Origin of the sequence: Streptomyces termitum (assembly GCF_014650175.1) — a bacterium.
In the GTDB taxonomy this organism is placed as follows: Bacteria; Actinomycetota; Actinomycetes; order Streptomycetales; family Streptomycetaceae; genus Streptomyces; species Streptomyces termitum.
In genome coordinates, this window is sequence record NZ_BMUL01000001.1 from 668,585 (window position 1) to 693,198 (window position 24,614).

A 24,614-nucleotide genomic window follows, 5' to 3' on the forward strand; every position below is an offset into this window, starting at 1 on the left:
GCGCCGGGGGCCCGGTCCGGGGTGCGGACCGGGTCCCCGGCGCGTTTCTTCCGTCAGTACGAGGAGCCGCTCGCGCCCAGCGAACCCGTGGGGTGCCAGACGGTCTTGGTCTCCAGGAAGGCGGTCATGCGGTCGGTGCCGGGGGAGGCGGTGAAGTCCTCGGCGCGGGGGCGCAGGACCCGCTTGAGGTTCTCCGCCGCCGCGATCTCCAGGTCGCGGGCGAGCTCGTCGTCCGCGCCGGTCAGGTCGATCGCGTTGACGTCGAGGTGGGCCGCGAGGTGCGGGCCCATCTCGGACGCCTTGCCGGAGAGGATGTTGACCACGCCGCCGGGGAGGTCGGAGGTGGCCAGCACCTCGCCCAGGGAGAGGGCGGGGAGCGGGGACCTCTCCGAGGCGACGACGACGGCCGTGTTGCCCGTCGCGATCACCGGGGCGATCACCGAGACCAGGCCCAGGAAGGACGAGTCCTGGGGGGCGAGGACGGTGACGACGCCGGTCGGCTCCGGGGTGGAGAGGTTGAAGAAGGGGCCCGCGACCGGGTTGGCGCCGCCGACCACCTGGGCGATCTTGTCGGTCCAGCCCGCGTACCAGACCCAGCGGTCGATCGCGGCGTCCACCTGGGCGGCCGCCTTCGGCTTCGACAGGCCCTCGGCCTCGGCGACCTCGCGGACGAACTGGTCCCGGCGGCCCTCCAGCATCTCGGCGACGCGGTAGAGGATCTGGCCGCGCAGGTAGGCGGTGGCGCCCGCCCAGGCGCCCTGGGCCTTGCGGGCGGCGACGACCGCGTCCCGGGCGTCCTTGCGGGAGGAGAGCGGGGCGTTCGCCAGCCAGTTGCCCTTGGAGTCGGTCACCTCGTACACCCGGCCGCTCTCGGAACGGGGGAACTTGCCCCCGACGTACAGCTTGTAGGTCTTGAAGACGCTCAGACGGTGCTGCTCGGTCTTATCGGACATCGAGGTACGCCTCCAGGCCGTGGCGGCCGCCTTCGCGGCCGAAGCCCGACTCCTTGTAGCCGCCGAAGGGCGAGGTCGGGTCGAACTTGTTGAACGTGTTGGCCCAGACGACGCCGGCCCGGAGCTTGTTCGCGACCGCGAGGATGCGGGAGCCCTTCTCCGTCCAGATGCCGGCGGAGAGCCCGTACTGGCTGTTGTTGGCCTTGGCGACGGCCTCGTCCGGGGTGCGGAAGGTCAGCACCGACAGGACCGGGCCGAAGACCTCGTCCCGGGCGATGGTGTGCGCCTGGGTGACGTTCGTGAACAGCGTCGGCGCGAACCAGTAGCCCGCCCCGGGGAGTTCGCAGGCGGCGGTCCAGCGCTCGGCGCCCTCGGCCTCGCCCTGGTCGGCCAGCGCGGTGATGCGGGCCAGCTGTTCGGCGGAGTTGATGGCGCCGATGTCGGTGTTCTTGTCCAGCGGGTCGCCGAGGCGGAGCGTGGACAGGCGGCGCTTGAGCGCGTCGAGCAGCTCGTCCTGGATCGACTCCTGGACGAGGAGGCGCGAGCCGGCGCAGCAGACCTGGCCCTGGTTGAAGAAGATGCCGGTGACGATGCCCTCGACGGCCTGGTCGATCGGGGCGTCGTCGAAGACGATGTTGGCGCCCTTGCCGCCCAGTTCCAGCGTGAGCTTCTTGCCGGTGCCCGCGACGGTCCGGGCGATCTGCTTGCCGACGGCGGTCGAGCCGGTGAAGGCGACCTTGTCCACGTCCGGGTGCGCGACCAGGGCGGCGCCCGCGTCCCCGTATCCGGGGAGGATGTTGACGACGCCCTTCGGCAGCCCGGCCTGGCGGCAGACGTCCGCGAAGAACAGGGCGGAGAGGGGGGTGGTCTCGGCGGGCTTGAGGACGACCGTGTTGCCCGCCGCGAGCGCCGGGGCGATCTTCCACGCGAGCATGAGCAGCGGGAAGTTCCACGGGATGACCTGGCCGGCCACGCCCAGCGGGCGCGGGTCCGCGCCGAAGCCGGCGTGGTCGAGCTTGTCGGCCCAGCCCGCGTAGTAGAAGAAGTGGGCGGCGACCAGGGGGAGGTCCGCGTCGCGGGTCTCCTTGATCGGCTTGCCGTTGTCGAGGGTCTCCAGGACGGCCAGTTCGCGGCTGCGCTCCTGGACGATGCGGGCGATCCGGAAGAGGTACTTGGCGCGCTCGGAGCCGGGCAGCGCGGACCACTTCCCGAAGGCCCGGCGGGCGGCCGCCACCGCGCGGTCCACGTCCGCCTCGCCCGCCCGGGCGATCTCGGAGAGGACCTCCTCGGTGGAGGGGGAGACGGTCTTGAAGACCTTGCCGTCGGCCGCGTCGGTGAACTCGCCGTCGATGAACAGGCCGTAGTTCGGCGCGATGTCGACGACCGCGCGCGACTCGGGCGCGGGGGCGTACTCGAAGGGGGAGGTCATGTCGATCAGTCCACCGTCACGTAATCGGGGCCGGAGTAGTGGCCGGTGGCCATCTTCTGGCGCTGCATCAGCAGGTCGTTGAGCAGGCTGGAGGCGCCGAAGCGGAACCAGTGGTTGTCCAGCCAGTCGGCGCCCGCCGTCTCGTTGACCAGCACCAGGAACTTGATCGCTTCCTTGGTGTTGCGGATGCCGCCGGCCGGCTTGACGCCGATCTGGACGCCGGTCTGCGCGCGGAAGTCGCGCACCGCCTCCAGCATGAGCAGGGTGTTGGCCGGGGTGGCGTTGACCGCGACCTTGCCGGTCGAGGTCTTGATGAAGTCGGCGCCGGCCATCATGCCGAGCCAGGAGGCGCGGCGGATGTTGTCGTACGTGGACAGCTCGCCGGTCTCGAAGATCACCTTGAGCCGGGCGCGGTCGCCGCACTCGGCCCTGATGGCGGCGATCTGGTCGTGCACCTCCAGGTAGCGGCCGGCGAGGAAGGCGCCACGGTCGATGACCATGTCGATCTCGTCGGCGCCGGCGGCGATCGCGTCGGCGGTGTCGGCCAGCTTCACCGGGAGGGCGGCGCGGCCCGCCGGGAAGGCGGTGGCGACCGAGGCGACCTTGACGTCCGAGCCCGCGAGGGCGGCCTTGGCGGTGGCCACCATGTCGGGGTAGACGCAGACGGCGGCGGTCGTCGGGGTCGTGCGGTCGGTCGGGTCGGGGTGGACGGCCTTGGCGGCGAGGGCCCGGACCTTGCCCGGGGTGTCCGCGCCTTCGAGCGTCGTCAGGTCGATCATGGAGATGGCCAGGTCGATGGCGTACGCCTTGGCCGTGGTCTTGATCGAGCGGGTGCCGAGGGACGCGGCGCGCGCCTCCAGGCCGACGGCGTCGACGCCGGGCAGCCCGTGGAGGAAGCGGCGCAACGTGCTCTCGGACGCGGTCACGTCGGCGAAAGCCGCTGCTGCGGTGGCAGTGGTGGGCATGGTCACCAGTCGAGCATATCTACGCGCGTAGCGTCCTGTACAGGGGGCTGCCCGGGCGGGGACGGGGGAGGGCTTGGGAGGGCTGGGGGAGCAGGCGGAAGTGAGTCCTGTCACACGCCTGTGACGTGAAGGGGAACACTCCGCGATGCAAGATCCGTAACGTTTCTTCTGCAGCCAGCCAGAACTCACCGGCCCCACCCGAACGAGATGTCAGCGGTATGCGGCTCTTCCCGTCCACCTGTCTGAAGCCACAGGAGTCGTCATGCGCACCGCCCTTCGCACCGCCCTCGCCACCGCCTTCGTCGCGGGCGTCGTGCTCACCACCCCGGTCCTCACCGCAGGCGCCGCCTTCGCCGCCGACGGCCCGGCCGCCGCCGGCTCCGCCGAGGTGAGGCCGACCGCCGAGGCCGCCCCGGGCGCGGGGACCGCCGGTGAGGCCGCCCCGGGCACCGCCGGCGACGCGGCGAAGGGCACCCTCGTCCGCACCGAGACCCTCCTCGACGGCACCATCGCCAAGATCTACAAGGTCGGTCCGGCGCACCACCGCGCCGAGCTCTTCTCGCAGGGCGCCCCGGCCGGTGTCCTCGACGCGGTCACCCGCCCGGTCGCCGGCAACGACAACGGCACGTTCTTCGTCCTCTTCGAGGACGGCCGCACCTTCAACTGGGACCGCAACTACCTCCCCGGCGCCCGGCCCGGCACCTACCGGCTCGCCGACGGCACCCTCCTGGAGCTCGCCCGCAAGGACGGCCGCTACGGCCTCCAGAAGATCGAGGACGGCAAGGGCCGCGGCTTCACCTACCTCAACGGGCTCCGCCAGGTCTGGCAGTACGGCAAGGCGGTCGTCGTCCTGGAGCACGACGGCGGTTTCGCCGCCTACATCGAGGGCTCGGCGAAGCAGGCCGCCCCGCGGCCCGTCGAGAAGCCGGCCCCCGCCCCGGCCCCGGAGCGCACTCCGGGCCCCGTCGTCACCGTCGGCGCGTGCACCGTCCGGCAGGTCGTCCCCTCCGGCTTCCCTGGCTGGAAGGTCACGCTCACCAACGATCTCGCCAAGGGGCCGAAGGCCGTCCTCACGGACGACAAGGGCGAGGTCCGGGGCAGCGTGGACCGCGCGCACCCCACCGGCGGCCAGGGCGGCCTCACGATCAAGGGCGCGGACACCGCCGCCCCGCGGTTCGGCCAGCGCACCCAGGGCGGCGACATGCCGTTCTCCTGGACCGACTTCCCGAAGCTCCCCAAGGGCTGTGCCAAGGACTCCGCCGCGCCCGCCCCGGCGCCCTCCGCCACCACCGGCACGGGCACCGGAACCCAGGGCGGCCAGACCTCCGTCGTTCCCCGGGGCGGCGTCGCCGCCGGTGCCGAGTTCGCTCCCGAGGGCGGCTCCACCACCCTGGTCGCCACCGGGGCGGGCGCCGCCGTGCTGGCCGCCGCGGGGCTCGGCCTGGTCTCCCTGCGCCGCCGCACCGCCGCCGCGCGCGGCTGACGCCCCGGTCCGCGCCCGGCGGGAAACCCTGACGTCCCGCCGGGCCGGACCGGCCTCCGCTCCGCGCCCACGACCCGAGCCAGGAGCACCGACCCGCCCCGGGCCGGCCGCCGCACCCCGTGCGACGGCCGGCCGCACCCGTACCCGGAGCCGTCCTGTGTCCCGTCCCCGCGTCCCCGCCCCGGACCCCTCCCGCACGAGCGCCGCCCCGGCCCGGCGCCGGGCCGCCGCCCCCCTCGTCGTCCTCGCCGCGCTGGCCGTCCTCACCGGCTGTTCCGCCGCCGCCGGGCCCGCCGCCGGGCCGCCCGCCCGGATCACCCCGACGGCCGCCCCGGCGCCGTCCGGGGCCCCGCGGGTGGAGCCGCTCGCCCGGTCGCTGCCCGTGCGGGTGGGCCTGCCCTCCGCCGGGGTGGACGCCCGGGGAATCCTGGAGCTGGGGCTGAACGCGGACGGGACCGTCGAGGTGCCGTCCGTCGAGCAGGCCGACCGGATCGGCTGGTACGAGAACGGCGTCACCCCCGGCGAGACCGGCCCCGCCGTCCTCATCGGCCACTTCGACACCGCGCGCGGACCGGCCGTCCTCAAGGACGTCGCCCGGGTCCGGACCGGCGACCGGATCACCGTGACCCGCGCCGACGGCTCCGCCGCCGTCTTCCGCGTCCGCGAGCTGGAGCAGGTCGACAAGGACGCCTTCCCGACGGAGAAGGTCTACGGCGACACCCGCCGCCCCGAGCTGCGGGTGATCACCTGTGGGGGTGCGCTCGTCGACGGGCACCGGCCGGACAACGTCATCCTGTACGCGGACCTGGTCGCCACCCGGCCCGCCTGAGCGGGCCGCTCGACCCCGGTCCGGGCTCCTGAGGCACAATCGGCGGCATGACGACCCCCGAGCCGACCCCCGAGCCGCGCCCCGAGACGGATTCCGGGCCGACCTCCGGGCCGACCCCCGAGCCGGCCTCCGCCGACCGCGTCTTCCGCTCCTCCTTCGGGATCGCGGGAGGCGTCTTCCTGCTGCTCCTGGCGGGCGTCTTCACGGGCGACGCGGTGCTGCGCGGCGAGGGCCGGACGCCCTGGCTGGCGCTGGCCGGGCTGATCATCGCGGTGCCGATGGTCATCGCGCTCACCCTGCGGCCCGTCGTCCGCGCCAACGAGGACCGGCTCCGCATCCGCAACCCCTTCCGCACGATCGAGCTGCCCTGGTCCTCGGTCGCCGACCTCCGGGCCGGCTACTCCAGCGAGGTCTTCACGCACGCCGGCGCCACCTACCAGCTGTGGTCCGTGCCGGTCTCGCTGCGGCAGCGGAAGAAGGCCGCCCGCAAGGCGATGCGCGCCGCCCAGGACGACCCGCACGGCCGCACCTCGGTCACCGCCGACGTGCGGGACAGCGCCTCCCGCACCGCGCCCAGCGACCAGGTCGTGGCCGACCTGCGGGAGATGGCCGAGCGGTACGCCGGCCGGCCCGGCGCCCAGGGCGAGCCGCAGGTCCGCTGGGCGTACGAGCTCCTCGCCCCGGCCGCCGCCGGACTGCTCCTCCTGGTGATCCTGCTCGCCACCGGCTGAGCCGGTACGCCGCCCGCCCGCCCCGCCGGTGTCCTAGGGGCAACGGCGGGGTGAAGCATGCCTCCCGCAGATGGTTTAGCGCCCAACGATCCCGGCGGCGTCAATAGATTGCCCGTGCCGAGACTGTGGGGGTGGGGGCGATGACCAAGGGCACCGGTGTGTCCGGGACGCGTTGTCTGGTCGACATCGGATCCGACGGACGGTACGGGTGGCGGATCGTCGCCCAGAACGGGCGGGTGGTGGCGCGGTCGGGGCAGTGGTCCGCCGACCACGCCGCCTGCCGGGCCGCCTTCGCCGCGCTCTGCGCCGGCCACGCGGAACTGGGCGGCGGGGTGCAGCACACCCCCGCCGGCACCGGCTGGATCTGGCTGCTGCGCGACGCCCAGGGCCGTACCGTCGCGCTCTCCGGGAGGGCGTACGAGCGCCACTCCACCTGCCGCTCCGCCTACGACCGCTTCCGCGCCCTGCTGGTCGCGGAAGCCCCGGGGTGGCTCTCGACCGCCTTATGGTGAACGGACGTTGCCCCGCGGGCGCCCCTCGTTCACGTCTCGTGGCGCACATGTCAACCGGGCCGGGCTTACGTCCTTACCGTGACGACCGACACGACCGACGCGACCGCGCCGCACGAGGCCGCCGACCCGCGGCCCGACCGCCCGACCGACGTGCCGCGCCGGCTGCGCGCCGACCCCGGCCCCGCCGACCGGGTCTTCCGGGGCGTCGCCCGCACCGGCGGCGGCCTGGTCCTCGCCGTGATGCTCCTGGTCGGCGGCTTCCTCCTGCGTCGCGCCTGGCAGGCGCTCGACCGGGCCGGCGGCTCCTTCCTCACCACCGAGGGCTGGGAGCCCGACGCCGGGCGGTTCGGCATCGCCGCGGTCCTCCTCGGGACCGTCCTCATCGCCCTCGTCGCGATCGTCGTCGCCGTGCCGCTCGCCACCGGGGCCGCGCTCTACATCTCCGAGTACGCCCCGCCCCGGCTGCGCCGCACCCTGGTCTCCACCGTCGACCTGATGGCCGCCGTGCCCTCCGTCGTCTACGGGCTGTGGGGGGTGTTCTGGCTGGAGGAATCGATTCTGCCGATCGCCCGCTGGATCTCCGCGTACTTCGGCTGGATCCCCTTCCTCCGCGTCGACGGCGCCGACCCGGACGACCCGCTCGCCCCGCCCACCGTCTACACCTCCTCCACCTTCGTCGCCGGCCTCGTTGTCGCCATGATGGTCGCCCCGATCATCTGCTCGATCATGCGCGAGGTCTTCTCCCAGGCCCCGGCCGGCGAACGCGAGGGCGCCTACGCCCTCGGCGCCACCCGCTGGGGCATGATCCGCTCCGTCGTCCTGCCCTTCGGCAAGGGCGGCATGATCGGCGGCACCATGCTCGGCCTCGGCCGCGCCCTCGGCGAGACCATCGCCGTCTACATGGTCATCTCGCAGGTCTTCACGATCCAGTGGCACGTGCTCCAGACCGGCACCAGCTCGGTCTCCTCGCTCATCGCCCTGCGCTACGGAGAGGCCACCGAGTTCGGCATGTCCGCCCTGATGGCGGCCGGCTTCGCCCTCTTCGTCATGACCCTGATCGTCAACTTCGCCGCCTCGTCCATCGTCGCCCGCAGCCGCTCCGGCGCCACCAGCGACGCGTGACCCGGCCGCCCGCGCCCCGGGCGCCGCGCCTCCCGAGCTTCCCGCACTCCCGTACTCCCGAGGGGGACCCGTACCGATGACCACCGCCCCGGAGCGGCCCCGGCTCCGCCCGCCCGCCGCGGGCCCCGGACCCGCCGGACCCGAACGGCGCCGCACCACCGGCGGCACCCGCGCCACCGACGTCTACGCCCTCCTCGGCGCCGCCGCGGCCGCCCTCGCCCTGACCTGGCTCCTCTTCGCCCGGCTGCTGCCGTTCAGCGGCACGGTCGGCTTCGTCCTCGTCGCGTACCTGCTCTTCCTCGGCCTCTACGCGCTCCTCGTCTCCTTCGACGAGGACGCGCCGGCCGTCCGCGACCGGGTCGCCGGGGTCGTCGTCCGCAGCCTCGGCCTCGTCCTCCTCGCCGTCCTCGTCTTCGTCGTCGCCTTCACCCTCTGGGAGGGCCGCCGGGCCCTCGTCCACCTCAACTTCTTCACCCAGGACATGAGCCTCGCCGGACCGCTCGAACCGCTCGACGTCGGCGGCGTCCTGCACGCCGTCGTCGGCACCCTCGAACAGGTCGGCATCGCGCTCCTCCTCACCGTCCCCGCCGGCATCGTCTGCGCCGTCTTCCTCAACGAGGTCCCCGGCCCCTTCGCCCGCCTGGTTCGCACCGTCGTCGAGGCCATGACCGCGCTGCCGTCGATCGTCGCGGGCCTCTTCGTCTACGCCACCGTCATCCTGGCCCTCGGCACGGAGCGCTCCGGCCTCGCCGCCGCCCTCGCCCTCTCCGTGATGATGCTGCCGATCATCATCCGGGCCTCCGACGTCGTCATCCGGCTGGTCCCCGGCACCCTGCGCGAAGCCTCGTACGCCATGGGCGCCTCCCGCTGGCGGACCGTCTGGCACGTCGTCCTGCCCACCGCCCGCTCCGGCCTCACCACCGCCGTCATCCTCGGCACCGCGCGCGGCGTCGGCGAGACCTCGCCCGTGCTGCTCACCGCGGGCTTCACCGCCGAACTGAACGCGCTGCCCACCTCCGGCGCCCAGGTCTCCCTGCCGCTCGCCACCTTCGAGCTGGTCAAGTCGCCCGAACCGAACATGATCGCCCGCGGCTTCGGCACCGCCGCCGTGCTGATGCTGCTCGTCCTCCTGCTGTTCGTGCTCGCCCGGATCGCCGGCGGACGCGGCCCCGGACAGCTCACCCGGCGACAGGAGCGCCGCCGGGCGGCCGCCTCCCGCGAGGATGCCGCCCGCTTCGCGCCCGCCGCCCGCCGCCCCGCCCCGCACGCCCAGCCCGCACCTCCGAGGAGCACGCCGTGAGAACGCCGCCCGTCCCGCTCGCCCGGACCCTGCTGGGGACGGCCGCAGTGCTCGCCGCGCTGCTCGCCCTCCTCGCGGGCCCGCCCGCCGCCCAGGCGGCCGGCTACACCAAGATCACCGGCTCGGGCTCCACCTGGAGCTCCAACGCCGTCGAGCAGTGGCGCCGCAACATCGGCGCCAACACCGGCCTCACCGTCAACTTCAACGCCAACGGCTCCTCCCAGGGCCGCGAGCAGTTCAAGAACGGCACCGTCGACTTCGCCGTCTCCGAGATCCCCTACGGGCTCACCGACGGCGGCGCCACCGACGTGCCCCCGCGCCGCGGCTACGCCTACATGCCGATCGTCGCCGGCGGCACCGCCTTCATGTACAACCTCCGCATCGGCGGCCGCCAGGTCACCAACCTGCGCCTCTCCGGACCCGTCCTCGCCGGGATCTTCACCGGCCGGCTGACCATGTGGAACGCCCCCGAGATCAAGGCCGACAACCCCGGCCTCGTGCTGCCCGCCCGCCGGATCGTGCCCGTCGTCCGCTCCGACGGCTCGGGCACCACCGCCCAGTTCACCACCTGGCTCGCCAAGGAGCACGGCGGAGCCTGGGACGACTACTGCCGCCGGGCCGGCCGCTCCACCCCCTGCGGGATGACCTCGTACTTCCCCGTCGTCCCCGGCGCCACCACCGTCGCCAAGTCCGGCTCCCTCGGCGTCTCCGCGCACGTCCGCCAGCCGCAGGGCGAGGGCGCCATCACCTACGTCGAGTACTCGTACGCGGTCAACGCCCACTTCCCGGTCGTCAAGGTCCTCAACGCCTCCGGCCACTACGTCGAACCCACCGCCCAGGCCGTCGCCGTCGCCCTCCTGGAGGCCCGGATCGACCAGGACCGGTCCTCGCCCGACTACCTCACCCAGATCCTCGACGGCGTCTACCGCTCCCGCGACTCCCGCGCCTACCCGCTCTCCAGCTACAGCTACATGGTCGTCCCCACCTCGGAGACCGCCCCGCACACCGCCGACAAGGGCCGCTCGCTCGGCACCTTCGCCCGCTACTTCCTCTGCGAGGGCCAGCAGCAGGCCGAGGAACTCGGCTACTCGCCGCTGCCGAAGAACCTCGTCCAGGCAGGCTTCGAGCAGGTCCGCCGCATCCCCGGCGCGCCCGCGGGCGCCGTCGACCTCGCCTCCTGCCGCAACCCCACCTTCTCCGCCGACGGCACCAACACCCTCGCCAGGAACGCCCCCCGGCCCAAGCCCTGCGACAAGCGCGGCCCGACGCAGTGCGCCGACGGCACCGGCGGCGCCCGGGGCACCGCCACCCCGGTCTCCTCCGGCGGCGGTACGGCCTCCGGCGGCACGACCGGCACCACCGGGGGCACCGGCACCGGCGGCACGACCGGCGGCGGGAGCCGGGGCACGGCCACCGGCGGCACCGGCGGCGGTACGGGCCCGGCCGCGTCCGGCGGCACCGGCGGCGCCCCCGGCACCACCGGAGGCGCCGACACCACCGGCGCGCCCGCCGGGGCCGTCGACCCCGACACCGGCGACGTCATCGCGGCCGGCGGCGCCGGGGGAGCGGCGGGCGGCGACGCCGGGGGCTACGGGGCGGACACCGTCACCGGCACCCCCGTCACCCTCGCCGCCGACACCGGCGCCGGACTGCGCGGCCTCCTCATGGTCCTCTCCGCCGTCCTCCTGCTCGCCACCGTCATCGCCCCGCCGCTCGTCGGCCGCGCGCTGACCGCCCGCGCCGCACGCCGGGGGGACGACCGATGACATCCGCCGACCGCTCCCGCCGCTCTTTCCGTTCCCTCCGTTCCTTCCGCTCTTTCCGCTCTTTCCGCCGTCGTGCCGCCGGGCTCGGCGCGCTGCTCGCCGCGCTCCTCCTCGCCCTCCTGCCGCTGCCCCCGGCCCCGGCCGCCGCGGCCGCCCCCGACGCCTCCGGGGGCTCGGCCGTCACCCGGCGCGGCGCCAAGGGACCGTACGACGACTTCTCCGGCCTGGAGGTGACCGTCCACCAGACGAAGAACCTCCGCGGCCAGGGCGTCCGGGTCAGCTGGAAGGGCGCGAAGCCCACCCAGGGCGTCAAGACCGACTTCCTCCAGATCATGCAGTGCTGGGGCGACGACCCGGCCGGACCCCGGCGCGACCAGTGCCAGTTCGGCACCGGCTCCGTCCTCGGCACCGGGACCAACCTCCTGCGGCGGATCATCGCCGCCGGACAGGACCCGGAGGAGACCCGGTACACCGAGATGATCCCCAGCCCGGAGTACCCCGGGCAGATGACCGACCCCTTCGTCCCCTTCACCCCCGTCAGCGGCCCGCCCACCACCAAGCCCACCGACTGGACCTACTACAGCGCCGCCGACAGCAACGAGGAGTACCTCGCCGTCACCCAGCCCGACGGCACCGGCGAGGTCGGCTTCAACCTCCAGTCCGTCCGCGAGGCCCCGCACCTCGGCTGCGGCGACCCGGTCGGCACCGGCCCCGGCGCGCGCGGCCGGAACTGCTGGCTCGTCGTGGTGCCCCGGGGCTCCCACGACCCCGACGGCAGCCTCGCCAACGGCCAGCTGCACTCCTCGCCGTTCTCCGCCACCAACTGGAACCGGCGCCTGGTCTTCCCGCTCGACTTCCTGCCCGTCGGCGACGCCTGCCCCGACAAGACCGAGCGCCGCATGACCGGCTCCGAACTGGTCACCGAGGCCGTCACCTCCTGGCAGGCCGCCCTGTGCGCCGGCGGCGCCACCCGCTTCACCTTCTCCCAGCGCGGCGAGGAACTCGCCCGCCAGAGCCTCCTCCACCCCACCGCCTCGTCCCCCGGCCTCGCCTTCACCGTCGAACCGGTCCCCGGCGGCGAGGCGGCCGGCTTCGTCCACGCCCCCGTCGCCGTCAGCGGCCTCGTCGTCGGCTTCTTCTGGGAGGCCGACCGCATCGGCCTGGTCCAGCGGCTCCGGCTCACGCCCCGGCTGCTCGCCAAGGTCCTCACCGCCTCCTACCCGTACGACGTCCGGCTCCTCAGCGACACCGCCCCGGTCCCCGCCCACCTCGCCGGAAACCCCGAGTCCATCCTCCGCGACCCGGATTTCCTCGCCCTCAACCCGCAATTCGAGGAGTACCGCCAGACCGTCTCCAGCTATCCCGGCGGAATCCTCCTCTCCGCCGACCGGTCGGACACCACCCGGATCGTCTGGAACTATCTGCGGGCCGACCGGGACGCCCGCTCCTTCCTCGAAGGAAAACCGGACCCCTGGGGCATGAAGGTCAATCCGAACTACCGCGGTCTGGGAATTCTGGAGAACGGCTCCGACGAATTCCCCAAGGCGGACCCCACCCTCACCGAGGCCGTCATCGTCCGGGGCGAGAAGGGCGTCGACTACACCCAGCTCGACCGCTCCCCGTACGCCAACGACCTGCACGACGCGGCCCGCCTGGTCCGGCGCGGCAGCAACGGCGCCAAGGACCGGGCCGAGGTCGTCGACGGCGCCCCCAAGCTCGTCTCCGGCCCCGTCCTCTCCGGCAGCCGCCGCGCCTACGGCCTCACCGAGGCCGCCACCGCCGTCCGCTACAGCCTCCAGATCGCGGCCCTCGCCAACGCCGACGGCGCCTTCGTCCTGCCCACCACCGCCTCCCTCACCGAAGCGGTCGGACAGTTCCGGGACTCCGCCGTCCCCGGCGTCCTCGCCGCCGACCCGGCCCGCGCCCGCAAGGGCGCCTACCCGCTCACCGCCGTCGGCTACGCCGCCGCCTCCACCGCCCTGCCCGCCGCCGACCGCGCCGACTTCGCCCGGGTCATGCGCTACGCGGCCGGACCCGGCCAGAAGCAGGGCACCGCCCCCGGCGAACTCCCCCTCGGCTACGCCCCGCTCCCCGCCCCCCTCAGGCTGCGGGCACTGGCCGCGGCCGACCGGCTGGAACGCGGAGCCCCGCCCGCCGCCCGCCCGCCCGCCACCGGCACCACCAGCGGCGGTACGGACTCCGGCGGCGCCACCGGCACCACCGGCGGTGGGGACCCGGGCACCACCGCCACCGGCACCACGGGAGGCACCGCCGGAGCGGCCGGCGGCGGCTCCCCGGGCGGCGGCACGGGCGCCGCCGCCGGGACCACGGGCGCCGCCGGCCCCGGCGGCGCGCCCGGCACCGGCGGCCCGCAGCTCGCCGCCGGCACCGGCAGCACCCCCTCCCAGGCCCTCGGCACGATCCGCTGGGTCCTCCTCGGGGTCCTCGTCGCAGGCGGCGCCGCCGGACTCGCCGGACCGGCCGTCCTGGGAAGGGCGGGCCGCCGCCCGACCCCCTCGGATTCACCTAGGACAGGAATTCGTAACCTGAAAAGCGGCTGAACGTGGTGGTTTCTCGGCCCGTCCCTGCGGAATTCTTGGTCCCGGCCGGCCGACGGGTCGGTGGAAAAAGAATACGGATCCGCCCGGACATTCCCGCACTTCCATTCCATGAAATCCGTTTTCGCGGAGGAGATCAGAAGTGAACGTCAAGTCCCGCGCTCGTGCCGGTGCCGCCCTCGGTGTGGCCGTCCTCGCCCTCGGCGCCGCCCTCGCCCCGGCGGCCCAGGCCGACCCGAACCCCGTCACCCAGTACCGCACCCTCGCGGGTGCCGGCTCCGACACGACCCAGGACGTCCTCAACGGCCTCGGCAACGTCGTCGTCAACGCCCTGAACCAGAAGGTCATCGCCTCCTGGGACGCCACCGGCACCGCCACCGTCAAGACCAAGGCGACCGGCTGCGTCATCAACCGCCCCAACGGCTCCTCGGCCGGCATCGACGCGCTCCGCAACGCCGTGGACACCAACTCCGGCTGCCTCGACTTCGCCCGCTCCTCGCGCGGCCCGGCCGACACCAGCACCACGGACCTCACCTGGATCCCCTTCGCCAAGGACGCCGTGAGCTGGGTCAAGCGCTCCGACAGCGCCCTGCCGGCCGACCTGACGGCCGCGCAGCTGAAGGACATCTACGAGTGCAACCTGACCACGCTCAACGGCGTGGCGCTCACCCCGATCCTGCCGCAGGCCAACTCCGGCACCCGCCAGTTCTTCCTCTCCGCCATCAACGTCGCCACCCCCGGCGCCTGCGTCCAGCAGGGCGTCCAGGAGAACGACGGCACCGCCCTCGACACCGCCGGCGACATCGCCCCCTACTCCGTCGCCCAGTACACGGCGCAGGAGAAGGCCGTCGTCACCGACCGCCGCGGCGCGGCCGTCCTCGGCTCCGTCGGCACCGTCGCCCCGCGCAACGCCGACAAGACGCTCAACCTGTCCTTCCCCTTCACCCGCGACGTCTACAACGTGGTCCCGACCGCGAAGCTGACGAACGCCACGATCGCCTCCACCTTCGTCGGCTCCTCCTCGAAGGTCTGCGCCGCCGCCACGACGATCACCGCCTACGGCTTCGGCACCCTCGGCACCAACTGCGGCGCCACCCTCCTCAAGGGCGAGCGCTGACCGGCACTCCCCTGACCGCGTGACGGCCGGGCACCCCCGCGGTGCCCGGCCCCGCGGCGTCCCCGTCCCGCCTCCCACCGCCACCACCCGCCCCGGAGGAACACCACCTCATGAAGTCCCTCGCACCACACCGGACACCCGTGGCCCTGCTCACGGCCCTCGCCCTCCTCTGCGGCGTCCTGGCGGCCGTCCTCGCCCTCTCCACGCCCGCCTCCGCCGCCGACCGGCGCGGCGACCTCACCCTCACCCCCGCCACTGGCACCCTCGCCGCGGGCCCGGCCGCCGTCACCGCGGGCGACGCCTGCCCCGCCCCCGCCGACCCCGCCCAGCCGTTCACCAAGGGCGTCCTCGCGCTGGCCGGCGCCGACTGGACCGTCCCCGCCGCCCCGATCGCCGACGTGGTGCCCGCCGCCCCGCCCGGCACCGCCCCGATCACCGGCGCGCCCGCCGCCCCCGGCGCGGGCCAGGCCCCGCTCCTGGACCGGCTGCGCGAACTCGTCCCGGCCGGCCCCCTCGACGGCCGCTACGAACTGCGGCTGTTCTGCGCCACCGCCGCGGGCGAGGGCACCACGTACTTCTCCCGCGTGATCGAGGTCGCCGGAGAGAACTGGACCGCCGTCGACCAGCGCGCCACCAACCTGGTCGTCGAGGACGACGGCGCGGGCCGCCCGGCCGGCGAGCCCTTCACCGTCCGGGCCCGGGTCCAGCCCGCCACCGCCACCGGCACGGTCGCCTTCTTCGGCCTGATCGGCGAGGAACTGGTCGAGCTCGGCAGCGAGGACGTGGCCGGCGGCGCGGCGGAGGTCACCGCCACCATGAGCGCGGAGGTCAACTCCTCCTTCTCCGTCCTCGCCCAGTACACCCCCGCCGACCCGGCGGCCCACACGCCGTCCCAGGTCGCCGCCATGTTCTACGCCGTCCCGCCGGCCTCCCCGAGCCCCTCCGGCACCACCCCCTCCGGGACTCCCTCGGGCACGCCCTCCGGCACCCCGTCGGGCACCCCGACCGAGCCGCCCACGGACACCCCCACCGACGGCACCCCCACCGACGGCACGCCCTCCGAGACCCCGACCGACACCCCCTCCGGGACGCCCTCCGGCACTCCTTCGGACACCGCCTCGGACACCACCGGCGCCACCGGAAGCTCCGGCGGTTCCGACGGCACCGGCGGCGGTACGGCCGGCGGCTCCGGCGGCACCCTCGCCGCCACCGGCACCGCCACCGCGGCCTCCGCCGCGCTCGGCGCCCTCGCCCTCTGCCTGACCGGCGCCGCCGCCGTCCTCCAGGTCCGCCGCCGCCGGGCGGGCGCCCGGCCGTGACCACCGCACCGCCCCCCACCGCCCGTCCCGGCGCCGCCCTGGCCGGGGCGGCGCTGTGCGTCCTCGCCGCGCTGCTCCTCGGCTTCGCCGCCAACCTCACCGTCGTCGGCCACCTCCAGCACGCCCGCGACCAGGCCACCGCCTACGACACCCTGCGCGAGCGGCTCGCCCTCGGCACCGCCCCGGTGGGCCAGACCACCTACGACGGCAGGCCGGTCACCCCCGGCGACCCCGTCGCCCTGCTCCGCGTCCCCGTCCTCGGCCTGCGCGAGGTCGTCGCCGAGGGCACCACCTCCGGGATCCTCATGTCCGGGCCCGGCCACCGCCGCGACACCCCGCTGCCCGGCCAGGCCGGACAGGCCGTCCTGATGGGCCGCCAGTGGGGATACGGCAGTCCCTTCAACGACGTGCACCGGCTGCCGTCCGGCGCCCGCGTCGAGCTGACCACCGGCCAGGGCGAGGCCGTCTACGAGGTGCTCGGCGTCCGCCGCCCCGGCGACCCCGTCCCCGCCCCGCCCCGGGCCGGCGAGGGCCGCCTCACCCTGGTGACCGCGAGCGGCGGCGCGTACACCCCCGAGAACGCCCTCTTCGTCGACGCGAAACTCGTCTCCGAGGTGTGGCCCAGCCCGCCCCGGCCGCTGCGCCCCGGCTGGCTCGCCGACGCCGAGAAACCGCTCCGGGGCGACCAGGCCGCCTGGCCGACGGTCTTCCTCGGCGCCCAGGGCCTGCTGGCCGCCGCCCTCCTCACCGTCGCCGCCCGCCGCCGCTGGGGCCCCCGCCAGACCTGGATCGCCGCCACCCCCGTCCTCCTCGCCCTCGGCGTCCTCGTCTCCGGCGAACTGACCCGTCTCCTGCCCAACCTCCTGTGAGAAACCCGGAGCTGATGCACCCGTGACCGACCTCGCCGACACCGTCACCCTGCCGCCCGTCCCCGCCGGGAAGCGGCCGGCCACCCGCGCCGGCGCCCTCGACGCCGAGGCCGTCTCCGCCTGGTTCGGCGACCGCAAGGTCCTCGACCGGGTCTCCCTCGCCATGCCCGCCCGCGAGGTCACCGCCCTCATCGGCCCCTCCGGCTGCGGCAAGTCCACCTTCCTGCGCATCCTCAACCGGATGCACGAACTCGTCGGCTCCGCCTCCCTCGCGGGCCGCGTCCTCCTCGACGGCGCCGACATCTACGACCGGGGCCGCCGCATCACCCACGCCCGCCGCGAGATCGGCATGGTCTTCCAGAAGCCCAACCCGTTCCCCGCGATGTCCCTGTACGAGAACGTCCTCGCCGGACTCAGGCTCGGCGGGGTCCGCGCCGGACGCGACGAGAAGGACGCCCTGGTCGAGGAGTGCCTCACCCGCGCCGGGCTGTGGAACGAGGTCAGGGACCGGCTCCGGCAGCCCGGCGGCGCGCTCTCCGGCGGCCAGCAGCAGCGCCTGTGCATCGCCCGCGCCCTCGCCGTCCGCCCCCGCGTCCTGCTCATGGACGAGCCCTGCTCGGCCCTCGACCCGACCTCCACCCGGCGCGTCGAGGAGACCATCGCCGAACTCCGCTCCGAGGTCACCATCGTGATCGTCACCCACAACATGCAGCAGGCCGCCCGGGTCTCCGACTCCTGCGCCTTCTTCCTCGCCGAGCAGGGCACCCCCGGCGTCATCGTCGAACACGGCCCGACGGAGCGGATGTTCGGCTCCCCGAGCGACCCCCGCACCGCCGACTACGTCAACGGCCGCTTCGGATAAGGGACGTGGAGAAGCAGAAGCGGGGCCGGTACGGGAACTCCCGTACCGGCCCCGCCCGCTCCACGCGTCGCGCGGTCAGAGCCCGGCGGCCGCCGCCAGGTCCTTCTTCAGCGCGCCCAGCACCTCGGCACCGGTCTCCCGGGCCGCCGCCAGACCGCTCGCCCCGGCCACCGGCACCACGACCTCCAGGTAGCACTTGAGCTTCGGCTCGGTGCCCGACGGCCGCACGATCACCCGCGCCCGGTACTCCCCGTCCAGGTGGTAGCGCAGCCCGTCCGTCGGCGGCAGCGCCGCCGAACCCTCGGTCAGGTCCTCCGCCGAGACCACGGACAGGCCCGCGAGCCGCACCGGGGGCTTCTCGCGCAGCGCGGCCATCGCCGCCGCGATGACACCCAGGTCCTCCACCCGCACCGACAGCTGGTCCGTGGCGTGCAGCCCGTGCTCCACCGCCAGGTCGTCCAGCAGGTCGGTCAGCGTCCGGCCCCGCTCCTTCAGCTCCGAGGCCAGCTCGGTGACGAGCAGCGCCGCCGTGATGCCGTCCTTGTCGCGGACGCCCTCCGGGTCCACGCAGTAGCCGAGCGCCTCCTCGTAGCCGTACCGCAGCCCCTCGACCCGGGCGATCCACTTGAAGCCGGTCAGCGTCTCCTCGTACCCGACCCCGGCCGCCTCCGCGATCCGGCCCAGCAGCGAGGACGACACGATCGACTCGGCGAAGACGCCCCGCGCGCCCTTGCGCACCAGGTGCGCGGCGAGCAGCGCACCGACCTCGTCGCCGCGCAGCATCCGCCAGCCGCCGTCCGCCGAGGCGTCCGGCACGGCCACCGCGCAGCGGTCGGCGTCCGGGTCGTTGGCGATGACCAGATCGGGGTCGACGGCGCGGGCGGCCTCGAAGGCCAGGTCCATCGCGCCCGGCTCCTCCGGGTTCGGGAAGGCGACCGTCGGGAAGGCCGGGTCGGGTTCGGCCTGCGCGGCGACCAGCGCCGGCGGCGGGAAGCCGTGCCGGGCGAAGGCCGCCGTCAGGACGTCCTTGCCGACCCCGTGCATCGCCGTGTAGACGGTCCGCGCGGTGCGCGGCGAGCCCGGCGTGAGGACGGCGTCGGTCCGGGCCAGGTACGCCTCCAGGACCTCCTCGCCCAGCGTCTCCCAGCCGCTCTCGGGCCGGGGCACGTCCGCCGGCGTCCGGACGGCGGCGATCTCGGCGGCGATCTCCGCGTCGGCCGGCGGCACGATCTGCGACCCGTCGCCCAGGTACACCTTGTAGCCGTTGTCGCGCGGCGGGTTGTGGCTCGCGGTCACCTCGACGCCCGCGACGGCCCCCAGGTGCCTTATGGCGTACGCGAGGACCGGTGTCGGCAGCGGGCGCGGCAGCAGCGCGGCGCGCAGCCCGGCCCCCGTCATCACCGCGGCGGTGTCCCGCGCGAAGTCGGCCGACCTGTACCGGGCGTCGTACCCGACGACGACCAGACCACCGGTCTGCCCCTTCCCCTTCAGGTACGCGGCGAGCCCGGCGGCGGCCCGGATCACGACGGCCCGGTTCATCCGCATCGGCCCGGCGCCCAGCTCGCCCCGCAGCCCGGCGGTGCCGAACTGGAGCGTGCCGGCGAAGCGCGCGGCCAGCTCCTCCCGGTCGCCGCTCTCGATCAGCGCGGCGAGTTCGTCGCGGGTCTCGCCGTCGGGGTCCTCGGCGAGCCACGCCAGGGCCCGGGGGAGGAGGTCGTCCTGCGTCACGGTGTGCCTTTCGGGAGGAAGGGGGAGGAAGGCGGCGCGGGCCGCCGCACGGAGCCTCTACCCGCTCCGCGCGCCGGCACCGGCGGTCCGTCAGATCCGGTCGAGCACCCGGGTGAGCAGCTCACCCATCCGGGCCGCCGAGTCGCGCCCCGCCTGGAGCACCTCCTCGTGGTTCAGCGGCTCGCCGGAGAGACCGGCCGCGAGGTTGGTGACGAGGGAGATGCCGAGGACCTTCGCACCGGCCTCGCGGGCGGCGATGGCCTCCAGGACGGTGGACATGCCGACGAGGTCGCCGCCCATGACGCGGACCATGTTGATCTCGGCCGGGGTCTCGTAGTGCGGGCCGGGGAACTGGACGTAGACGCCCTCCTCCAGCGTCGGGTCGATCTCCCGGCACAGCGCGCGCAGCTCCGGCGCGTACAGGTCGGTGAGGTCCACGAAGTTCGCGCCGACGATCGGGGAGGCGGCCGTCAGGTTGAGGTGGTCGCTGATCAGGACCGGCTGGCCGGGGCGCATGCCCTCGCGCAGACCGCCGCAGCCGTTGGTCAGGACGACCGTCCCGACGCCGGCGGCGACGGCGGTGCGGACGCCGTGGGCGACGGAGGCGACGCCCCGGCCCTCGTAGAAGTGGGTGCGGCCGAGGAAGACCAGGACGCGCTTCTCGCCGATCTTGTACGAGCGGATCTTGCCGCCGTGGCCCTCGACGGCCGGCGGCGGGAAGCCGGGCAGCTCGGTGACGGGGAACTCGGCCTCGGGCGTGCCGAGGGCGTCGACGGCCGGGGCCCAGCCGGAGCCCATGACCAGGGCGACGTCGTGCTTCTCGGCTCCGGTCAGCTCGCGCAGGCGCGCGGCGGCGGCCTCGGCGGCCTCGTACGGGGTGGTGGTGGCGTTCACTGGCTCTCTTCGCCTCGGGGAGGGGGGTCCGAGGGGCGCCCCGGACGATTTCCTTCGCGAAGAAGCCTAGCGGGAGAATTCCTACGCGCGTAGATGACAGTGCGGACGGACATGCGATCGTTGTCTTGTCGTTTCGGACGAGACCGCCGCCACGCCCGGCTCGGCGGGACCGCCCGGACCCCGGACCGGGGCCGCCCGTCAGCAGGGGCGCTTGCGCAGTTCCATCACGTAGTCGTGGGGGGCGCCCGCGGACTCGGCGGCGTCGGCGACCTCGCCGAGGTAGCGCGCGGACGGCAGCCCGCCCTCGTAGGCGTCGAGCACGTACGCCCAGGCGGGCTCGTCGCCGTCCAGGGTGTGCACCCGGATCCGCGTCCGGCGGTAGATGTCGAGCCCGACGCCCTCCCACCGGTCCATGGACTCCTCGTCCATGGGGGCGATGTCGTACAGCGCCACGAAGACCTGCTGGCCGGGGGCCTCCACGAGGGTGGCGAGCGCCCCCTCCCACCCCATCTGCTCCCCGCCGAAGGTGAGCCGCCAGCCGTTCAGCCAGCCGGTGCCGCGCAGCGGGGAGTGGGGGGCGCGGCGGCTCATCAGCCGCGCGTCGAGGTTGCCGGCGTAGGCGGCGTAGAGCGACATGGGACCGAGGGTACGGGAGTGACCGGGGTGTCCGGTGAACACCGAGGTGGGGGCCGTCCGGGGGCTCCCGCACGGCCGCCCGGGCGGCTTCCGGGGCCCCGGGGAGAGGGACCCGGCGCCGTGCGGGAGAATGGGGTACGCACTTGAAGCGTGCGGGACAATGGCGTACGCACTGCAGCCCAGCGGGGCGACCCCCCGGCAGAACGAGAGCGCGAGGCGTAGATCCCAGTGACCCGGATCGTGATCATCGGCGGCGGACCCGGCGGATACGAGGCGGCCCTGGTGGGCGCCCAACTCGGCGCGGAGGTGACCGTCGTGGACTGCGACGGCCTCGGCGGCGCGTCCGTCCTGACCGACTGCGTCCCCTCCAAGACCCTGATCGCCACCGCCGAGGTGATGACCACCTTCGACTCCTCCTACGAGGAGCTGGGCATCATCGTCGCGGACGACACCCCGCACATCGAGCAGGCCGCCCGCGTGGTCGGCGTGGACCTCGGCAAGGTCAACCGGCGGGTGAAGCGCCTCGCGCTGGCCCAGTCGCACGACATCACCGCCTCGGTCACCCGGGCGGGCGCCCGGGTGCTGCGCGGCCGGGGCCGGCTCTCCGGCCGCCAGGCCGTGGACGGCTCCCGCCAGGTGATCGTGACGGCCGCCGACGGCTCCGAGGAGACGCTGACGGCGGACGCGGTGCTGATCGCCACCGGCGGCCACCCGCGCGAGCTGCCCGACGCGCAGCCCGACGGCGAGCGCATCCTGAACTGGACCCAGGTCTACGACCTCAAGGAGCTCCCGGAGGAGCTCATCGTGGTCGGCTCCGGCGTCACCGGCGCCGAGTTCGCCGGTGCCTACCAGGCGCTCGGCTCCCGGGTCACCCTCGTCTCCTCCCGCGACCGGGTGCTGCCCGGCGAGGACCCGGACGCCGCCGCCGTCCTGGAGGACGTCTTCCGGCGCCGGGGCATGAACGTCATGGCCCGCTCGCGCGCCGAGTCCGCCAAGCGGGTCGGCGACCGGGTCGAGGTGACCCTCTCCGACGGCCGGGTCATCTCCGGCACCCACTGCCTGATGGCGGTCGGCGCCATCCCGAACTCCGCCGGGATGGGCCTGGAGGAGGCCGGTGTCCGGGTGAAGGACTCCGGCCACATCTGGACCGACCGGGTCTCCCGCACCTCCGCCCCGGGCGTCTACGCGGCCGGTGACGTGACGGGCGTCTTCGCGCTCGCCTCGGTCGCCGCCATGCAGGGCCGGATCGCGATGTACCACTTCCTCGGCGACGCGGTGGCCCCGCTGAACCTGAAGACGGTCTCCTCGAACGTCTTCACCGACCCCGAGATCGCCACCGTCGGCTACACCCAGGCCGACGTGGACGCGGGCAAGATCGACGCCAAGGTCGTCAAGCTGCCGCTGCTGCGCAACCCGCGCGCCAAGATGCAGGGCATCCGGGACGGCTTCGTGAAGATCTTCTGCCGTCCGGGCACCGGCATCGTGGTCGGCGGCTGTGTCGTCGCCCCCCGGGCGAGCGAGCTGATCCACCCCATCTCGATCGCGGTCGACAACAATCTGACCGTCGAACAGATCGCAAATGCTTTCACCGTGTACCCCTCCCTTTCGGGTTCGATCGCGGAAGTGGCACGGCAGTTGCACACCCGGAAGACGGCCGACGAGGCGTAAGCACGCCAGGCGCCGCCGTTCTCAACTGGGGAAACGGTTCGCCGACTCGGACAACCCCCGGCAAGCCGGGGCATAGAACGATCAATGACGGGGTCCTCCATACCACTTGGGGACCCCGCCCGTGTGCATCTTCTGCAATTCGGCGCATACCGCTGAAAACTGGCAGCGGGTCACGTTACTGTCAGTTTCGTGTTCGCTGCTGAACGTCGCCAATTGATCCTCGAAATGGTGCGAGCCAATGGGGCCGTGTCGCTCCGCGAGCTCGCCCGTGTCGTCCAGACCTCCGAAGTGACCGTACGCCGCGACGTACGGGCACTGGAGGCAGAAGGACTCCTCGACCGCCGGCACGGCGGTGCGGTGTTGCCGGGTGGATTCACGCGAGAATCCGGCTTCCCGCAGAAATCCCATCTCGCGACCGCGGAGAAGACGGCCATCGCGGACGTCGCCGCGAGCCTGGTCGAAGAGGGCGAGGCCATCGTCGTCGGCGCCGGGACCACCACCCAGGAGCTGGCCCGAAGGCTCGCCCGGGTGCCCGGCCTCACCGTGGTGACCAACTCGCTGCTCGTCGCCCAGGCCCTCGCCCACGCCAACCGCGTGGAGGTCGTCATGACCGGCGGCACCCTGCGCGGCTCCAACTACGCCCTGGTGGGCAGCGGGGCCGAGCAGTCGCTCCAGGGCCTGCGGGTCTCCCGCGCCTTCCTCTCCGGGAGCGGTCTGACCGCCGAGCGCGGCCTCTCCACCTCCAACATGCTCTCCGCGAGCGTGGACCGGGCGCTGGTGCAGGCGGCGGCCGAGGTCGTCGTCCTCGCCGACCACACCAAGCTCGGCACCGACACCATGTTCCAGACGGTGCCGACGGACGTGATCACCCGCCTGGTCACCGACGAGCCGCCCGCCCACGACGACCGGGCCGCCACCGAGCTCCAGGCCCTCGCCGACCAGGGCGTGCAGATCGCCGTGGCGGGCACCGGCCAGAGCGGTCCGGGCCACGGCCACGGCCACGGCACCGAGCAGCTCCCCCCCGGCGCCCGGGGCCGCCGCGACCTGCCCCTGCCCGTCCAGCGCGGCGGCCGACCGCCCGCCGGACAGTTCCGCCCCGGCCCCGGCATGGGTGCCGAGCCCCTGGAGCGCACCGCCCGCGTCGCCGACATGCGCCGCCGCTGACCGTGCCCCCGCAGCCGCGCCCCGCCGCCGCGCCGTACGCCTCCGGCCCGTTATCCCGCCGGGGCCGCGCGCCCGGGTCCGCCGCCCCCGCCGGGACGGCGCTGAACCCGCCCGCCCGGAACCCGCGCCGCTGATCGAGCCCCCGCCCGCACGCCCGCTTCGCCCGCGCACGCCGAGGGCCCCGGGCGGTGTCGCTGCCCGGGGCCCTCGGCGTCGTGGTGCCGGTGCTACTTGATGTCGCAGATGGTGGCGCCGGAGGTGAGGGAGGCGCCGACTTCGGCGGTGAGGCCGGTGATGGTGCCGGTTTTGTGGGCGTTGAGGGGCTGTTCCATCTTCATGGCTTCGAGGACGACGATGAGGTCGCCTTCCTGGACTTCCTGGCCGTCTTCGACGGCGACCTTGACGATGGTGCCCTGCATGGGGGAGGCGAGGGTGTCGCCGGAGGCGGTGGGCCCGGACTTCTTCGCGGCGCGGCGTTTGGGCTTGGCGCCGGCGGCGAGCCCGGTGCGGGCCAGGCTCATGCCGAGGGAGGAGGGCAGGGAGACTTCGAGGCGTTTGCCGCCGACCTCGACGACGATGGTCTCGCGTCCGGTCTCGTCCTCGCCCTCGTCACCGCCGGGGGTGGTGGGGGCGAAGGGTTTGATGTCGTTGGTGAACTCGGTCTCGATCCAGCGGGTGTGGATGCGGAAGGGGTCGGTGGTGAAGGCGG

General features: G+C 74.3%; 21 protein-coding genes. 14 read left to right on the top strand and 7 right to left on the bottom strand.

Annotated features, from left to right (window positions below; genetic code table 11):
* Positions 1-53: 53 nt before the first annotated feature.
* The 3 genes from IE219_RS03260 to deoC are packed head-to-tail and all read right to left on the bottom strand — an operon-like array spanning position 54 to position 3,347.
* Positions 54-953, bottom strand: coding sequence for an aldehyde dehydrogenase family protein (locus IE219_RS03260; RefSeq protein WP_189974912.1), 900 nt, complete (start codon positions 951-953; stop codon positions 54-56).
* The gene (locus IE219_RS03265) at positions 943-2,382 is read right to left on the bottom strand and encodes an aldehyde dehydrogenase family protein (protein WP_189974913.1); all 1,440 of its coding nucleotides are present in this window, start codon (positions 2,380-2,382) and stop codon (positions 943-945) included. Before IE219_RS03265 ends, IE219_RS03260 begins: the two co-directional genes overlap by 11 nt.
* A gap of 5 nt (positions 2,383-2,387) precedes the next feature.
* The gene (deoC, locus tag IE219_RS03270; RefSeq protein WP_150231059.1) at positions 2,388-3,347 is read right to left on the bottom strand and encodes a deoxyribose-phosphate aldolase; all 960 of its coding nucleotides are present in this window, start codon (positions 3,345-3,347) and stop codon (positions 2,388-2,390) included.
* Positions 3,348-3,609: 262 nt separating this feature from the next.
* Here deoC and IE219_RS03275 point away from each other — a divergent pair, with 262 nt between their 5' ends.
* The 12 genes from IE219_RS03275 to IE219_RS03330 all read left to right on the top strand — a co-directional run bounded on the left by IE219_RS03275 (position 3,610) and on the right by IE219_RS03330 (position 17,815).
* A complete protein-coding gene (locus IE219_RS03275) occupies positions 3,610-4,830 on the top strand; it encodes a hypothetical protein (protein ID WP_189974914.1) in 1,221 nt (406 codons plus the stop codon).
* Positions 4,831-4,987: 157 nt separating this feature from the next.
* Positions 4,988-5,659, top strand: a complete 672-nt coding sequence (locus IE219_RS03280) for a class F sortase (RefSeq protein WP_229849551.1) — start codon at positions 4,988-4,990, stop codon at positions 5,657-5,659.
* A gap of 47 nt (positions 5,660-5,706) precedes the next feature.
* Positions 5,707-6,390 (top strand): PH domain-containing protein, encoded by a 684-nt coding sequence (locus tag IE219_RS03285; protein ID WP_189974915.1) that lies wholly within the window; start codon positions 5,707-5,709, stop codon positions 6,388-6,390.
* A 140-nt stretch (positions 6,391-6,530) separates the two neighbouring features.
* Positions 6,531-6,902 carry a hypothetical protein gene (locus IE219_RS03290; protein WP_189974916.1) on the top strand — a complete coding sequence of 124 codons (372 nt, stop codon included), beginning with the start codon at positions 6,531-6,533 and terminating at the stop codon, positions 6,900-6,902.
* Positions 6,903-6,980: 78 nt separating this feature from the next.
* Entirely contained in the window at positions 6,981-8,024 is a 1,044-nt protein-coding gene (pstC, locus tag IE219_RS03295) for a phosphate ABC transporter permease subunit PstC (protein ID WP_229849552.1), read from the top strand.
* Between the two features lie 76 nt (positions 8,025-8,100).
* Complete coding sequence (pstA, locus tag IE219_RS03300; protein WP_189974917.1) at positions 8,101-9,324, top strand: phosphate ABC transporter permease PstA; 1,224 nt, start codon at positions 8,101-8,103, stop codon at positions 9,322-9,324.
* On the top strand, positions 9,321-11,090 hold the full coding sequence (gene pstS, locus IE219_RS03305; protein ID WP_229849553.1) for a phosphate ABC transporter substrate-binding protein PstS: 1,770 nt from the start codon (positions 9,321-9,323) through the stop codon (positions 11,088-11,090). Before pstA ends, pstS begins: the two co-directional genes overlap by 4 nt.
* Entirely contained in the window at positions 11,087-13,651 is a 2,565-nt protein-coding gene (locus IE219_RS03310) for a hypothetical protein (protein ID WP_189974918.1), read from the top strand. The genes pstS and IE219_RS03310 overlap by 4 nt, the downstream gene beginning before the upstream one ends.
* A 139-nt stretch (positions 13,652-13,790) precedes the next feature.
* The gene (locus tag IE219_RS03315; protein ID WP_189974919.1) at positions 13,791-14,765 is read left to right on the top strand and encodes a substrate-binding domain-containing protein; all 975 of its coding nucleotides are present in this window, start codon (positions 13,791-13,793) and stop codon (positions 14,763-14,765) included.
* A 140-nt stretch (positions 14,766-14,905) separates the two neighbouring features.
* On the top strand, positions 14,906-16,084 hold the full coding sequence (locus tag IE219_RS03320; RefSeq protein ID WP_189974920.1) for a hypothetical protein: 1,179 nt from the start codon (positions 14,906-14,908) through the stop codon (positions 16,082-16,084).
* Positions 16,081-16,953, top strand: a complete 873-nt coding sequence (locus tag IE219_RS03325; protein ID WP_189974921.1) for a sortase — start codon at positions 16,081-16,083, stop codon at positions 16,951-16,953. The genes IE219_RS03320 and IE219_RS03325 overlap by 4 nt, the downstream gene beginning before the upstream one ends.
* Positions 16,954-17,002: 49 nt before the next feature.
* On the top strand, positions 17,003-17,815 hold the full coding sequence (locus IE219_RS03330) for a phosphate ABC transporter ATP-binding protein (protein ID WP_229849569.1): 813 nt from the start codon (positions 17,003-17,005) through the stop codon (positions 17,813-17,815).
* A gap of 75 nt (positions 17,816-17,890) precedes the next feature.
* Here the strand turns inward: IE219_RS03330 and IE219_RS03335 are convergent, their stop codons facing one another.
* From IE219_RS03335 to IE219_RS03345, 3 genes are all read right to left on the bottom strand, one after another.
* Positions 17,891-19,543 carry a phospho-sugar mutase gene (locus IE219_RS03335; RefSeq protein ID WP_189974923.1) on the bottom strand — a complete coding sequence of 551 codons (1,653 nt, stop codon included), beginning with the start codon at positions 19,541-19,543 and terminating at the stop codon, positions 17,891-17,893.
* Between the two features lie 90 nt (positions 19,544-19,633).
* Positions 19,634-20,437 carry a purine-nucleoside phosphorylase gene (locus IE219_RS03340; protein ID WP_189974924.1) on the bottom strand — a complete coding sequence of 268 codons (804 nt, stop codon included), beginning with the start codon at positions 20,435-20,437 and terminating at the stop codon, positions 19,634-19,636.
* Positions 20,438-20,635: 198 nt separating this feature from the next.
* Positions 20,636-21,073, bottom strand: a complete 438-nt coding sequence (locus tag IE219_RS03345; protein WP_189974925.1) for a gamma-glutamylcyclotransferase family protein — start codon at positions 21,071-21,073, stop codon at positions 20,636-20,638.
* A gap of 228 nt (positions 21,074-21,301) precedes the next feature.
* On the opposite strand from IE219_RS03345, the gene IE219_RS03350 reads away from it, so the two are divergent.
* Together IE219_RS03350 and IE219_RS03355 are read left to right on the top strand one after the other, a co-directional pair.
* Positions 21,302-22,741, top strand: coding sequence for an NAD(P)H-quinone dehydrogenase (locus IE219_RS03350; RefSeq protein WP_189974926.1), 1,440 nt, complete (start codon positions 21,302-21,304; stop codon positions 22,739-22,741).
* Between the two features lie 225 nt (positions 22,742-22,966).
* On the top strand, positions 22,967-23,905 hold the full coding sequence (locus tag IE219_RS03355; protein WP_229849554.1) for a DeoR/GlpR family DNA-binding transcription regulator: 939 nt from the start codon (positions 22,967-22,969) through the stop codon (positions 23,903-23,905).
* Positions 23,906-24,132: 227 nt separating this feature from the next.
* On the opposite strand, the gene IE219_RS03360 is transcribed toward IE219_RS03355, so the two are convergent.
* On the bottom strand, positions 24,133-24,614 hold a 482-nt coding region (locus tag IE219_RS03360), incomplete at its 5' end, for an acyl-CoA carboxylase biotin carboxyl carrier protein subunit (protein WP_189974928.1).

Excerpts from the sequence above, each read along its gene's own strand:
- IE219_RS03260 (WP_189974912.1), bottom strand. The coding sequence starts at position 953 with ATGTCCGATAAGACCGAGCAGCACCGTCTGAGCGTCTTCAAGACCTAC.
- IE219_RS03265 (WP_189974913.1), bottom strand. The coding sequence starts at position 2,382 with ATGACCTCCCCCTTCGAGTACGCCCCCGCGCCCGAGTCGCGCGCGGTC.
- deoC (WP_150231059.1), bottom strand. The coding sequence starts at position 3,347 with ATGCCCACCACTGCCACCGCAGCAGCGGCTTTCGCCGACGTGACCGCG.
- IE219_RS03275 (WP_189974914.1), top strand. The coding sequence starts at position 3,610 with ATGCGCACCGCCCTTCGCACCGCCCTCGCCACCGCCTTCGTCGCGGGC.
- IE219_RS03285 (WP_189974915.1), top strand. The coding sequence starts at position 5,707 with ATGACGACCCCCGAGCCGACCCCCGAGCCGCGCCCCGAGACGGATTCC.
- IE219_RS03290 (WP_189974916.1), top strand. The coding sequence starts at position 6,531 with ATGACCAAGGGCACCGGTGTGTCCGGGACGCGTTGTCTGGTCGACATC.
- pstA (WP_189974917.1), top strand. The coding sequence starts at position 8,101 with ATGACCACCGCCCCGGAGCGGCCCCGGCTCCGCCCGCCCGCCGCGGGC.
- IE219_RS03310 (WP_189974918.1), top strand. The coding sequence starts at position 11,087 with ATGACATCCGCCGACCGCTCCCGCCGCTCTTTCCGTTCCCTCCGTTCC.
- IE219_RS03345 (WP_189974925.1), bottom strand. The coding sequence starts at position 21,073 with ATGTCGCTCTACGCCGCCTACGCCGGCAACCTCGACGCGCGGCTGATG.
- IE219_RS03355 (WP_229849554.1), top strand. The coding sequence starts at position 22,967 with ATGGTGCGAGCCAATGGGGCCGTGTCGCTCCGCGAGCTCGCCCGTGTC.